The sequence below is a fragment of the Thauera sp. 28 genome (genome assembly GCF_000310145.2).
In the GTDB taxonomy this organism is placed as follows: Bacteria; Pseudomonadota; Gammaproteobacteria; order Burkholderiales; family Rhodocyclaceae; genus Thauera; species Thauera mechernichensis.
Genome location: NZ_AMXA01000011.1, coordinates 104930 through 117386, shown reverse-complemented (window position 1 = coordinate 117386; position 12457 = coordinate 104930). Strand labels below are relative to the sequence as shown.

10 protein-coding genes and 1 pseudogene are annotated in these 12457 nt (G+C 67.5%); 7 read left to right on the top strand and 4 right to left on the bottom strand.

Annotated elements, in window-relative coordinates:
- Positions 1-560, top strand: a pseudogene (locus C662_RS10240) (error-prone DNA polymerase); the annotation flags it as partial.
- An 11-nt stretch (positions 561-571) separates the two neighbouring features.
- Here C662_RS10240 and C662_RS10235 read toward each other — a convergent pair.
- The gene (locus C662_RS10235; protein WP_002928342.1) at positions 572-1750 is read right to left on the bottom strand and encodes an MFS transporter; all 1179 of its coding nucleotides are present in this window, start codon (positions 1748-1750) and stop codon (positions 572-574) included.
- 125 nt (positions 1751-1875) lie between these two features.
- Here C662_RS10235 and C662_RS10230 point away from each other — a divergent pair, with 125 nt between their 5' ends.
- The 3 genes from C662_RS10230 (at position 1876) to C662_RS10220 (ending at position 4864) form a co-directional block, all read left to right on the top strand.
- Entirely contained in the window at positions 1876-2463 is a 588-nt protein-coding gene (locus tag C662_RS10230; RefSeq protein WP_002928341.1) for a TetR/AcrR family transcriptional regulator, read from the top strand.
- A gap of 91 nt (positions 2464-2554) precedes the next feature.
- Positions 2555-3712: an iron-containing alcohol dehydrogenase gene (locus C662_RS10225; RefSeq protein WP_002928340.1), complete on the top strand. Its 1158-nt coding sequence runs from the start codon at positions 2555-2557 to the stop codon at positions 3710-3712.
- A 54-nt stretch (positions 3713-3766) separates the two neighbouring features.
- Positions 3767-4864: an NADH:flavin oxidoreductase/NADH oxidase gene (locus C662_RS10220; RefSeq protein WP_002928339.1), complete on the top strand. Its 1098-nt coding sequence runs from the start codon at positions 3767-3769 to the stop codon at positions 4862-4864.
- 34 nt (positions 4865-4898) lie between these two features.
- Here C662_RS10220 and pdxR read toward each other — a convergent pair whose 3' ends face one another.
- The gene (pdxR, locus tag C662_RS10215) at positions 4899-6386 is read right to left on the bottom strand and encodes a MocR-like pyridoxine biosynthesis transcription factor PdxR (RefSeq protein WP_002928337.1); all 1488 of its coding nucleotides are present in this window, start codon (positions 6384-6386) and stop codon (positions 4899-4901) included.
- Between the two features lie 93 nt (positions 6387-6479).
- Between pdxR and C662_RS10210 the strand changes: the two genes are divergently transcribed.
- Positions 6480-7127: a pyridoxamine 5'-phosphate oxidase family protein gene (locus C662_RS10210; protein ID WP_002928334.1), complete on the top strand. Its 648-nt coding sequence runs from the start codon at positions 6480-6482 to the stop codon at positions 7125-7127.
- 14 nt (positions 7128-7141) lie between these two features.
- Here C662_RS10210 and C662_RS10205 read toward each other — a convergent pair whose 3' ends face one another.
- Positions 7142-7630 (bottom strand): hypothetical protein, encoded by a 489-nt coding sequence (locus C662_RS10205; RefSeq protein ID WP_002928332.1) that lies wholly within the window; start codon positions 7628-7630, stop codon positions 7142-7144.
- A gap of 138 nt (positions 7631-7768) precedes the next feature.
- The gene (locus C662_RS10200) at positions 7769-8959 is read right to left on the bottom strand and encodes a class I SAM-dependent rRNA methyltransferase (protein WP_002928329.1); all 1191 of its coding nucleotides are present in this window, start codon (positions 8957-8959) and stop codon (positions 7769-7771) included.
- Positions 8960-9131: 172 nt separating this feature from the next.
- Here C662_RS10200 and C662_RS10195 point away from each other — a divergent pair, with 172 nt between their 5' ends.
- Positions 9132-10403 (top strand): bifunctional O-acetylhomoserine aminocarboxypropyltransferase/cysteine synthase, encoded by a 1272-nt coding sequence (locus C662_RS10195; RefSeq protein ID WP_002928323.1) that lies wholly within the window; start codon positions 9132-9134, stop codon positions 10401-10403.
- A gap of 390 nt (positions 10404-10793) precedes the next feature.
- Positions 10794-12449, top strand: coding sequence for a methyl-accepting chemotaxis protein (locus C662_RS10190; RefSeq protein WP_002928321.1), 1656 nt, complete (start codon positions 10794-10796; stop codon positions 12447-12449).
- The last annotated feature ends 8 nt before the right edge of the window (positions 12450-12457 follow it).

Here is a 12457-nt window from a genome sequence, read left to right as displayed (position 1 = left end):
GGCTGGCGGGCGCCGGCGCGCTCGCCAGCCTCGCCGGCCACCGCCGCCAGGCACTGTGGCAGGCGAGTGGCGCGCCGCCGCTACCCGGCCTGCTGGCCGCGGCACCGGGCGGAGATGCAGCCGCCGAACTCGCCGCCCCGGATGAAGCCGAAGACCTGCTCGCCGACTATGCGCGCCTGGGCTTCACCCTCGGCCGCCACCCCTTGTCCTTCGTTCGCAAGCAGCTCGCCCGGCTGCGCTTTCTCACTGCCGCCGATATCGCAACTGCGCCCGACCGCATGCTGGCCCGCGGCGCGGGCCTGGTCACCTGCCGCCAGCGTCCGGGCACCGCCAAGGGGACGCTGTTCGTCACCCTGGAGGACGAAACCGGGCTCACCAACGTCATCGTGCGCCCCGAGTTGTTCGAGTTGCAGCGCCGCATCCTGCTCGGCGCGCAGCTGATGGGCGTGTACGGCCAGGTCAGCCGCCAGGGACGCGTCGTGCACCTGGTGGCAAGCCGGGTGGTGGACCACTCCGCCCTGCTCGGCACGCTCGCAGCCCGCAGCCGCGACTTTCATTGAGTGCGCCGCAATCAGGACGCCTGCGCCGCCTCGCGCCGCTGGCGCAGCGCCAGCCACACCAGGGCCGCGCCCGTCAGCCCTACCGGGATCAGCGAACCGAGGTTGAGCAGCGCCCAGCCCTGGGTCGTGACCAGGGCGCCCGAGGCGAACGAGGTCAGCGCCATGACTGCGAACACCGCAAAGTTGATCGCCGCCTGTGCCTTGTCCTTCTCTTCCGGCCGGTAGGCCTGCATCGCCAGCGTGGTGCTGCCGGTGAACAGGAAGTTCCAGCCCACGCCGAGCAGGAACAGGCCGATCAGGAACTGGTGCAGGTCCTGCCCCGACAGCGCTACGAAGATGCAGGCGAAGTTGAGCGCAACCCCCACGCCCATGATCTGCAGCACGCCGAAGCGCTTGATGAGGTGCCCGGTGAAGAAACCGGGGGCGAACATGCCGATCACGTGCCACTCCAGCACCAGCGCAGCATCCGAGAACGGCATGCCGCACACGTCCATCGCCAGCGGCGTCGCCGCCATCAGCAGGTTCATCACCCCATAGCCCAGCGCCGCCCCCATCGTGGACACGACGAACACCGGCTGGCGCATGATCTCGGCGAGCGGGCGGCCGCCGTCTGCACCCGCCTTGCGCGCCGGCTCGGGCGGAAACGCGATGCCGCGCATGACCGCCATGGAGACCAGCGCCACCACGGCAAGCGCGAGGTAGGAGCCCAGGAAAGGGGCGCCCATCGACTCGCGGGTGTAGTTGGCCAGGTTGGGGCCGATCACCGCCCCGATCAGGCCGCCCGCCAGCACCAGCGACACCGCCTTCTCGCGGAACGAGGCCGGCGCCAGTTCAGCCGCAGCAAAACGGTAGAGCTGACCGTTCGCGCTGTAGTAGCCCGCCACCAGCGTGCCTGCCACCAGCAGCCAGAAGCTGCCGATCGACAGCGCAAAGGCGCACAGCAGCGCGGTCACGAAGGCTACCGCCAGGCCCAGTTGGAAGGACACCTGCCGCCCCCAGCGCCGCTGGGTACGGGCCACCAGGCCGGTCGACAGCGCGCCGCCAACCACGTAGCCCATGACTGGCAGAGTCGCCATCCAGGCCACCGGCGCCAGCGACAAGCCCACCAGGCCGTTGATGGCGATGAAGACCACGTTGTTGGTCAGGAACAGGCCCTGGGCGATGGCCAGCAGCCAGAGGTTCTTCTTCATGAGCAATTTCTTGTTTTCTGATTGGGAATGGAACTGTATCGCTTAATGCGACGGACGTCGTGCCTCAGCGTGCCAACTCGGCCAGATCTAGACGACCGGTCTAGTAGCACGTATGATCCGCCTCCATGAGTTCGCGCCACACCGATACCCGTCAGCACATCCTCGATACCGGCAACCGCATCATTGCGGCCAAGGGCTTCTCGTGCGTCGGCCTTGCAGAGCTGCTGCAGGCCTCGGACGTGCCCAAGGGCTCGTTCTATCACTACTTCAAGTCGAAGGAGGCCTTCGGCCAGGCCTTGCTGCAGGACTACTTCGACAACTACCTGGGCCAACTCGACACCCTGCTCGGCATGCCCGGGCTGGACGGCAAGACACGACTCCTGCGCTATTTCGGCCAGTGGCGCAGTACGCAGGGGCAGGAGAACTGCGACGAACAGAAATGTCTCGTGGTCAAGCTCGGCGCCGAGGTGGCGGACCTGTCGGAAGCGATGCGACTCACGCTGCGCGACGGCACCGACCGCATCATCGGCCGCCTCGCTGGCTGCGTGTCGAGCGGCGTCGCCGACGGCTCGCTGCCGGCGCTCGATCCGCTGGCCACGGCTCGCATGCTGTACCAGCTCTGGCTCGGTGCCAGCCTGCTCGCCAAACTGCACCGCGACGAAAGCCCGCTCGAACACGCCTGGGCGGCCACCCAAGGCCTGCTCGAACCCTGATCATTTTGCCTGAACTCTAGACGACCAGTCTAATTCCTACCTCTCAAAGGCCGCACATGAGGCCACACCCAAGGCGGCAACAGGAGCCCACATGCTGAACTTCGACTACTACAACCCTACCCGCATCGTCTTCGGCAAGGACAGCATCGCGCACATCGATGAGCTCGTCCCCGCCGACGCCCGCGTGCTGGTGCTGTACGGCGGTGGCAGCGCCGAACGCAACGGCACCCTCGCAGAGGTCGAAGCCGCGCTGGGCGCGCGCACCGTGCAGCGCTTCGGCGGCATCGAACCCAACCCGTCCTACGAAACCCTGATGGCTGCGGTCGAGCAGGTCCGCCGCGACAAGCTGGACTTCCTGCTCGCGGTCGGCGGTGGCTCGGTCATCGACGGTACCAAGTTCGTCGCCGCCGCAGTCAACTACCCGAATGAGCCCTGGGAGATTCTGGAAACGCGCGCCAAGCACCTCACCCAGGCGCTGCCCGTGGGCTGCGTGCTGACCCTGCCCGCCACCGGCTCGGAGATGAACTGCTTCTCGGTCGTCACCCGCAAGTCGCTGCAGGCGAAGCTCGGCTTCGGCAGCCCGCTGGTGTTCCCGCGCTTCTCGGTGCTCGACCCGGTCAAGACCTTCACCCTGCCCCCGCGTCAGATCGCCAATGGCGCGGTCGATGCCTTCGTGCATGTGATGGAGCAGTACATGACCTACCCGGTCAACGCCCCTGTGCAGGACCGCTACGCCGAAAGCCTGCTGCAGACGCTGGTCGAAGTCGGCCCGCAGGCACTGGCCACGCCCGAAGACTACGATGTGCGCGCCAACCTGATGTGGGCCGCCACCCAGGCCCTCAACGGCCTGATCGGCGCCGGCGTGCCGCAGGACTGGGCGACCCATATGATCGGCCACGAGATCACCGCGCTGTACGGCCTCGACCACGCTCAGACCCTGGCCGTCGTGCTGCCCAGCCTGCTCCATCTGCGTCGCGAAGCCAAGCGCGCCAAGCTACTGCAGTTTGCAGCGCGCGTGTGGGACATCCACGCCGGCAGCGAGGACGAGCGCATCGACGCCGCCATCGCCCGCACGCGTGCCTTCTTCGAATCGCTCGGCGTCAACACCCGCCTGTCCGCCTACGGCATCGGCGCCGACGCGGTCGACCGCATCGTCGCCCAGCTCGAAGCCCACGGCATGACCGCACTCGGCGAACATCGCGACATCGACCTCGCCGCCAGCCGCCGCATCCTCGAGGCCTGCTTCTAAGCACTGCCCCCAGCCCCATACGACTCACACAAGAACCCCAGGAGAGGATCACGCATGACCGCACTGTTCCAGCCCTTCAGGCTCAAGGACGTCACCCTGCGCAACCGCATCGCCATTCCGCCGATGTGCCAGTACATGGCCACAGATGGCGTCGTCAATGATTGGCATGCGGTGCATTACCCGGCGCTCGCACGTGGCGGCGCCGGTCTCGTCATCGTCGAGGCCACCGCCGTCTCGCCGGAGGGACGGATCACGCCTGGCTGCCTGGGTCTGTGGAACGACACCCAGGCCGCGGCGCTCGCCCCCATCGCCGCGTCCATCAAGGCGGCCGGCGCCGTAGCCGGCATCCAGATCGGCCACGCCGGCCGCAAGGCCAGCGCCAACCGCCCGTGGGAGGGCGACGACCACATTGCCGAGGGCGACCCGCGCGGCTGGGCGACAATCTCGCCCTCGGCCCTTGCCTTCGGCGCCCACCTGCCGAAGGCGCCCAAGGCGATGACGCTGGACGACATCGCCCGCGTGCGCGCCGACTTTGTCGCTGCCGCCCGCCGCGCACGCGACGCCGGCTTCGAATGGCTGGAACTGCACTTCGCCCACGGCTACCTCGGCCAGAGCTTCTTCTCGGTACATGCGAACCAGCGCGACGACGCCTACGGCGGCAACGCGGTTAACCGCGGCCGCTTCCTGCTCGAGACGCTTGCCGCCGTGCGCGAGGTGTGGCCCGAGCACCTGCCGCTGACCGCGCGCTTCGGCGTCATCGAATACGACGGCCGCGACGAGGAAACGCTGGCGGAGTCGATCGAGCTCGCACGCAATTTCAGGCAGGGCGGGCTCGACCTGCTGAGCGTCAGCGTCGGCTTCTCGACCCTGCAGGCCAACATCCCCTGGGGCCCGGCCTTCCTCGCCCCCATCGCCGGCCGTGTTCGCGCCGAGGCCGGTCTGCCCGTCGCCGCGGCATGGGGCATCGACGATCCGCAGATCGCCGATGGTACGGTCTCCAGGGGCCAGCTCGACCTCGTCATGGTCGGCCGTGCCCATCTCGCCAATCCGCACTGGCCGATGCAGGCCGCGCGCGCATTGAAGATCGACCGCCCCACCTGGGTGCTGCCTGCACCGTACGCGCATTGGCTGGAGCGTTACGGCACCCGCTGAGCCACGGGATAGCCCACGGTCGGCGGCGAGGCGCTCAGCCGCCGACCGCCAGCGCCAGGCGGCGTACGGCCTCGGCGACGTTGTCCTCATCCAGGTTGCCGTAGCCCAGCACCAGCCCGTTGCAGCGCACGGGTGGCCTGGCGTAGGCGGACAGCGCCCTCACGCCCAGGCCCAGCACGGCGGCGCGTTGCGCCACCGCCCCGTCGGCAACAGCGTCGGGCAGGCGCATCACCAGATGCAGCCCGGCTTCTCCTCCGGACAGCTCAACGTCCTGTCCGAAGACTTGCTGCATGGCCGAGCGCAGCGCCGCCTGCCGGCCGTTGTAGCGCGCACGCATACGGCGCAGGTGGGTTGTATAGTGGCCGCGCTGGATGAAGTCGGCCAGCGCACGCTGCTCGATGCCCTGCCCCGCGCGCGTGGCCAGCGCTGCGGCATGAACGAAGTCGGCCGCGATGGTTTGCGGCAGCACCAGGTAGCCCAGGCGAAGGCCGGGATACAGCGTCTTGCTGAAGGTGCCGGCGTAGACGACCGGTGCATCGGGCTGCAGGCCGAACAGCGCGGGCGGCGCCGGGCCGGCGCGGCGGAACTCGCTGTCGTAGTCGTCCTCGATGATCCACGCCCCGGCTTCGCGGGCACGCTCGATCAATGCCAGGCGGCGCGACAACGGCATTACGCGGCCGCTGGGATACTGGTGCGAGGGCGTCACCATGATCAGACGCGGCCGATGGCGGCCCCAGTCGTCCTCGTCCGGGGCCATTCCCTGCGCATCGACGGGAACGTCATGCACCCGCAGCCCGGCCAGCCCGAAGGCTACGCGGGCAGCGAGATAGCCCGGGTTTTCGGCCCACGCCGTGTCGCCATGATCGGCCAGCAAGCGCGCGCAGAGATCGAGCGCAGCCTGCGTGCCGCTGGTGACGACGATCTGACCGGCTGCCACGGCCAAGCCTCGTACGCTGGTGAGATGGCCCGCCAGTGCCTCTCGCAGCAGCGCATCACCGCCATGTGCGGCATAGCCCAGCTGGCGCCAGCCGGCATCGCGCCACGCACGCTCCAGGCAGGCGCGCCAGCTGCGGAACGGGAAGGCGCCGAAATCCGGCACTCCGGGCGAGAACGGTAACGCCTCGGCATCACGCGCGGGTTCGCGCCGCACCGCCAGCGCGGCCCGTTCGGCAAGCCCTGGCGCGTTCGTGGCCGCCACTGCAACCGGTCGCGCCGCGCACGGCGCCGGCAGCGGCGCCACGCGGGTGCCCTGACGGTCGGCGACCAGACAGCCCTCGGCAACCAGCTGCTCGTAGGCAAACAGCACCGTGTTGCGCGCAATACCCAGCGTCGCCGCCAGGCTTCGGCTGGCTGGCAGGCGCGTCCCGGCGGGAAGCCGCCCCGCCAGCACAGCCTCGCGCAAACGCAGATAGAGCATGCGCTGGCGCGGGATGGCCTCGGCGCCCGCGCCACCTCCCTCACCGGGCGTGGTCCCAGGCACGGTCTCGGGCGAGAGCAGGGCCAGCAGCCAGTCGAACTCCATCGTGGCTCCATTGAGAGTGGTCGTTGTGGCACCACGCAAGGTACCACCGATACCCTAGGATGGCGCCATCGAAACCACTGCGAGCACCTTGCCATGCCCCAATCCGCCTCAGCCGCCGCCCCATCCTCCCGTGCCCGCATCCGCCGCCTGCCCGAGCGCGCGCACTACGATGCGAGCACGGTCGCCGCCATCGTCGACGCGGCCATGATCTGTACCGTCGCCTTCCAGATCGACGGCGTCGTGCATGCGATCCCCACAATCCACTGGCGCGAGGGCGATCATCTCTACATCCACGGCGCCAAGGCCTCGCGCATGCTGAAGGCGCTGACCGCAGGCGAGGCCTGTGTGACGATCGCACTGGCCGACGGGCTGGTACTGGCGCGTTCGGCGATGCATCACTCGATGAACTACCGCTCGGTGGTCATCTATGGCCGTTTCGAACTGGTGACCGACCCCGCACACAAACTCGGCAGCCTGCGCGCCTTCATCGAAGGCTTCTACCCCGGCCGCTGGGACACGCTGCGCCCGATCTCCGACAAGGAGCTCAACGCCACCGGCCTGCTGCGGATCGCGCTAGCCGAGGCCTCGGCCAAGGTGCGCGACTGGGGCGTCAAGGACGATGCGGAAGATCTCGACTGGCCGGTGTGGGCAGGCGTGATCCCGCTCCGCACGGCAACTGGCGAGCCGCTGACGGAGGCCGACAGCGTCGGCGAGCGCGTGCCGGCGACCCGCTTCGGCTGAATGCAGGCGCGGTGTCAGGCGCGACGGCGGGGGCCACCAAAGGGACGACGGCCTTGCGGACGGCGCGGGCGGTCGTCGTCATCGCGCTTGGGCTTGGGCATCAGCAGGTTCTTGCCACCCTGCTGTGCGAGCGCGGCATGCGCCGCAAGGGCGGCCTCGAACTGCGCCTCGCTGACGACGACGGCCGCGCTCGCGGCAGGTGCCTTGTAGGCAGACAGTCTCTCGCGCACGAGAAAGACACGCTCATCGCTCTCCGCCTTCTTCGGCAGACCGGATGCCATCTCCTGAGCGGCCGGCGCAAGGGCGTAGCCGTCGCCCGCAGCCACCAGCAGGCCATGCGTGGAGAGTTGCTCGAATGCACTCGCCCATGCTCTGGGTGCGGTCACGGGGCAGCCCATGAACTCGGCGGCAGCCACGATCTCCGCCAGCGCCGCGGGCCGCCTCTTCGAAGCCATGAAGGTGGCCAGCAGCAGCTGGGCGTCGGTATCGTGAATGGGGTACATGCGGAGCCTTGTTTCCGGTTATCGGGGAGTGAGGGGCGCCATGATGCCTGAGGGCGGACGATCGGACACGACCAAGTCAATGCGCGCCGACGTCCTTGCCGCCTGATGCCGCCTCAACCTTTGCGCCAAAGCGCCGGCTCAGCCGACCTGGCAGGCGAGCCCCTTCAGGTACTCGCCTTCGGGCACGGCCAGCCCGATTGGATGGTCGGGTGCGGCCGCCAGGCGGTAGATGATGCGCGCATCGACACCGGCATCGTTGGCCGCGCCTGCGACGATCTTCTGGAACAGCTCCTGGCCGATACCGCCCGAGCAGGAGTAGGTCATCAGGATGCCGCCCGGGTTGAGCAGGCGGAAACCGAACAGGTTGATGTCCTTGTAGGCACGCGCAGCACGCTCGGCGTGTGCGGCCGAAGGCGCGAACTTGGGCGGATCGAGCACGATCAGGTCGAACCTGCGGCCTTCGTCCTTGAGCGCGCGCAGCGCCTTGAACACGTCGGCCTCGTGCCATTCGGCACGGCTGGCATCGAGCTGCGGGTTGAGCGCGAAGTTGCGTTGCGCCGACGCCAGCGCCGGCCCCGAGGAGTCGATCGACAGCACCGACTTCGCCCCGCCGGCCAGCGCCTGCAGCGAGAAGCCGCCGGTGTAGCAGAAGCAGTTGAGCACCTCGCGCCCGGCGGCGAGCTGGCCGGTCAGCAGGCGGTTGTCGCGCTGGTCGAGGTAGAAGCCGGTCTTGTGGCCGCCTTCCACGTCCACCTCCATGCGCACCCCGTTCTCGACGATGGTCAGCCCGCCCGCCGGCAGTTCGCCATGCACGCAGCCGGTACGCGGTTCGAGGCCCTCCAGGCCGCGCACTTCGGAGTCCGAGCGCTCGTAGATCGCCGCACAGCCGGTGGCCTGCACCAGCCCGGCGACAATGGCCTCGCGCCATTTGTCCGCGCCTGCGCTGGTGAGCTGCAGCACCACGACATTGCCGTAGCGGTCGGCGATCACCCCGGGCAGGCCGTCGGATTCGCCATGGATCAGGCGCACGCCTTCCTGCCCCTTCAGCGCGGGAATCGCGGAGCGGCGCGCGACCGAAGCCGCTACCGCACGCTTGAAGAAGGCATGGTCGATCGCCGCCTCGGCCTCGAAGCTCCACACCCGTGCGCGGATCTGCGATTCGGGCGACCAGGCCGCGCGCGCCAGCGCCTTGCCCTCGGCCGTCACCACCGTCACCGTGTCGCCCGGCCGCGCGCGGCCGTCGAGGCGGTCGACCGAACCGGCGAAGATCCAGGGGTGGCGGCGGAACAGCGAGCGTTCCTTGCCGGGGTTGAGGATGAGTTGGGCCATGAGGTTCCGAGTGATATCGCGTGAGTCAGGCCGCGGAGTGTACCGGGTCATGCCGCGTTGGCCCATAGCGAGCACACTCTTGAGGCAGCGCCTTGGATTGTTCCGTTATTTCGATATCCCCCGCGCGCTGGCTATACTCCCCGGCACTTTCACCGAAGGGGAGACTTGACACATGAAGCTCGAAACCATCGCCGTGCACGGCGGCTATTCGCCCGATCCGACCACCAAGGCCGTCGCGGTGCCGATCTACCAGACCACCTCCTACGCCTTCGACGACACCCAGCACGGCGCGGACCTGTTCGACCTCAAGGTGCAGGGCAACATCTACACCCGCATCATGAACCCGACCACCGCGGTGCTCGAGCAGCGCGTCGCCGAACTGGAAGGCGGCATCGGCGCGCTAGCCGTGGCCTCGGGCATGTCGGCGATCACCTACGCGATCCAGACCATCGCCGAAGCCGGCGACAACATCATCTCGGCGTCGACGCTGTACGGCGGCACCTACAACCTGTTCGCCCACACCCTGCCGCAGTTCGGCATCCAGGTGCGCTTCGCCGACTACCGCGACCCGGACAGCTTCGCTGCGCTGATCGACGAACGCACCAAGGCGATCTTCTGCGAATCGGTCGGCAACCCGCTGGGCAACGTCACCGACATCGGCCGCCTGGCCGAGATCGCGCACAAGGCCGGCGTGCCGCTGATCGTGGACAACACCGTGCCCTCGCCCTATCTGTGCCGTCCCTTCGAGCACGGCGCCGACATCGTGGTGCACGCGCTCACCAAGTACCTCGGCGGCCACGGCAACTCGATCGGCGGCGTGATCGTCGATTCGGGCAAGTTCCCCTGGGCCGAGCACAAGGCGCGCTTCAAGCGCCTGAACGAGCCCGACGTGTCCTACCACGGCGTGGTCTACACCGAAGCGCTCGGCGCAGCGGCCTTCATCGGCCGTGCGCGCGTCGTGCCGCTGCGCAATACCGGCGCGGCGATCTCGCCGTTCAACAGCTTCCTGATCCTGCAGGGCATCGAAACGCTGGCACTGCGCATGGACCGCATCTGCACCAACACCATCAAGGTGGCCGAGTACCTGAAGAAGCACGCCAAGGTCGACTGGGTGAACTATGCAGGCCTGGCCGACCACGCCGACCACGGCCTGGTGCAGAAGTACATGGGTGGCCGCGCCTCGGGCATCCTGTCGTTTGGCGTGAAGGGCGGGCTCGAAGCCGGCGGCCGCTTCCAGGACGCCCTCAAGCTCATCACTCGCCTGGTCAACATCGGCGACGCCAAGTCACTCGCCTGCCACCCGGCCTCGACCACCCACCGCCAGCTGTCGCCGGCGGAACTGGCCAAGGCCGGCGTATCGCCCGACATGGTGCGCCTGTCGATCGGCATCGAGCACATCGACGACATCATCGCGGACCTGGAGCAGGCGCTGGCCGCGGTCTGACCCCACCTGCCGTCGCCAGCGCGACGGCCGCAATCGCTTTCGACGCCACCTCCGGGTGGCGTCTTTCTTGTAGCCGGGCCCGAATGATCGCAGTGCGCCAGTGGCAAGTCTCCAAAGCCCGCATGGCCTCGACTGCAAGACCATCGTCCAGACCGGGCACTTCACCACCGACATGAGATTGCGGTTGATCAATGACCGGCAGAAGGACATCCCTCCGCCAGTTGCGCCATCGGCATCATCGGCGACAGTGCCCTCCCCTATCCCAAACCGATAGCCCAAACCGATAGCCCAAACCGATAGCCCAAAAGGCTAAACGTTTGCCGGAAAATACCGATAACATCCAGGCAAGATCTTGTCCCGGGTCCGAGCCGCGTTCCGTAGGAGATTGGCATGCGAAACAATCAGCCTGTCACCAGTATAGAAACCACGGTCCCCGAAGGCCGCTTCATCTACAGCAGGACCGATCTGAGCGGCAAGATCGTTGCCGCGAATGACCTCTTCGTCGAACTGTCCGGCTTCTCGAGGGACGAACTGCTTGGTGCGCCGCACAATCTTGTGCGACACCCCGACATGCCGACCGACGCCTTCGCAGATTTGTGGAAGGCACTCAAGGCAGGCAAGGCCTGGAGTGGATACGTCAAGAATCGCCGCAAGGACGGTGGATATTACTGGGTACATGCCTTCGCCTCACCGGTAAGAGAGAACGGCAAGGTTGTGGGTTACGAGTCGGTCCGCCGTACGGTACCCGCGCATCTCAAACCCTGGCTCGAGACCAACTACAAGCGCATGCGCGAGGGCAGCGCCCTCACGGTCGACAGCGGCCGCGTCGTGCGTAAAGGCCTGCTTGGGCGATTGAGTGCGACCGCCATGGGAACCCGGCTCCAGCTATCCATGGGCTTGCTCGGCATGCTCATCCTGTTCCTGTTCCTGAAAGGGCTCGACAGCGCTTCCGGAGGCCATGGGGCAGATGCCGGGCCGCTGACCACACAGCTCACACTTGCCTTTGGACTTGCGTGCATGGTTCTCGGCTGGCTGTCGTTCGTCTCGATACCCCGAACCTTTCGGGACCTCAGGTCGCTGCACGAAACCATGGAGGCCTCCCAGCGCGACGGCGATCTGCGAAGAGTGGTCTATTGCGAACGCAGAGATGAGATCGGAAAGGTGGCCGACGCCTACAACGCCATGATGGCAAACCTGCAGGCAATCCTGATCAACGTGCAGGAGGCCGCGCGTAGCACCCAAGTCCAATCCGAGACCGTCGCTGGCGCAATAGACGAGGTCTCGCGGACTGCAAGTGCAAGCAGCGAGGCGACCGCCTCCACGGCAGCCGCCGTCGAGGAGGTTACTGTAGCCATCAGCACCGTAGCCTCGAACGTTCAGGATGCCGCTGCTGCTGCCCGCAGGAGCGAAGAGGATGCGCAAGCCGGCATCGCAGCGGCCGAGCAGGCAGCAGCTCAAATCAGGCAGCTGGCCGCGAATGTCAAGGAAACCACCAGGACGATGGAGCAGCTCTCGCAATCCTCCACCGAAATCGGAAAGATTGTTGCAGTGATCTCCGAAATTGCCGCGCAGACCAATCTGCTCGCCCTGAATGCCGCAATCGAAGCAGCCAGGGCCGGCGAGTCGGGCCGCGGCTTCGCCGTCGTGGCCGACGAGGTTCGAAAGCTCGCCGAGCGCACAGGGCAGTCCACCACCGAGATCACCGGCATCATTGCCGCGCTGACCGAAGAAACCCGCGCCGCAGTGAGTTCGGTGGAACACGGCGAGGCACAGGTGGAGATCAGCGTGGAGAAGGTACTGTCCACCGCAAGCGCACTGAGCCACATCAAAGGCTCGGCCGAGCAAACACTGGGGCTGATCGGCGAAATCGAGCTCGCCACCCGCGAACAGTCGGCCGCGGCAAACGAGATCGCCCGCAACGTGGAACAGATCGCCTGCCAGGCCGAGGAGAGCGCTGAAGCGGTTACCCACATCGCCCAGTCGTCCGCCCGCCTCGCCGACGTGGCATCCGGACTGAACGAGGCCTTGTCACGCGTGCGCGTTTGACCCCACCG

Excerpts from the sequence above, each read along its gene's own strand:
- C662_RS10235 (WP_002928342.1), bottom strand. The coding sequence starts at position 1,750 with ATGAAGAAGAACCTCTGGCTGCTGGCCATCGCCCAGGGCCTGTTCCTG.
- C662_RS10225 (WP_002928340.1), top strand. The coding sequence starts at position 2,555 with ATGCTGAACTTCGACTACTACAACCCTACCCGCATCGTCTTCGGCAAG.
- C662_RS10190 (WP_002928321.1), top strand. The coding sequence starts at position 10,794 with ATGCGAAACAATCAGCCTGTCACCAGTATAGAAACCACGGTCCCCGAA.
- C662_RS10210 (WP_002928334.1), top strand. The coding sequence starts at position 6,480 with ATGCCCCAATCCGCCTCAGCCGCCGCCCCATCCTCCCGTGCCCGCATC.
- pdxR (WP_002928337.1), bottom strand. The coding sequence starts at position 6,386 with ATGGAGTTCGACTGGCTGCTGGCCCTGCTCTCGCCCGAGACCGTGCCT.
- C662_RS10200 (WP_002928329.1), bottom strand. The coding sequence starts at position 8,959 with ATGGCCCAACTCATCCTCAACCCCGGCAAGGAACGCTCGCTGTTCCGC.
- C662_RS10220 (WP_002928339.1), top strand. The coding sequence starts at position 3,767 with ATGACCGCACTGTTCCAGCCCTTCAGGCTCAAGGACGTCACCCTGCGC.
- C662_RS10205 (WP_002928332.1), bottom strand. The coding sequence starts at position 7,630 with ATGTACCCCATTCACGATACCGACGCCCAGCTGCTGCTGGCCACCTTC.
- C662_RS10230 (WP_002928341.1), top strand. The coding sequence starts at position 1,876 with ATGAGTTCGCGCCACACCGATACCCGTCAGCACATCCTCGATACCGGC.
- C662_RS10195 (WP_002928323.1), top strand. The coding sequence starts at position 9,132 with ATGAAGCTCGAAACCATCGCCGTGCACGGCGGCTATTCGCCCGATCCG.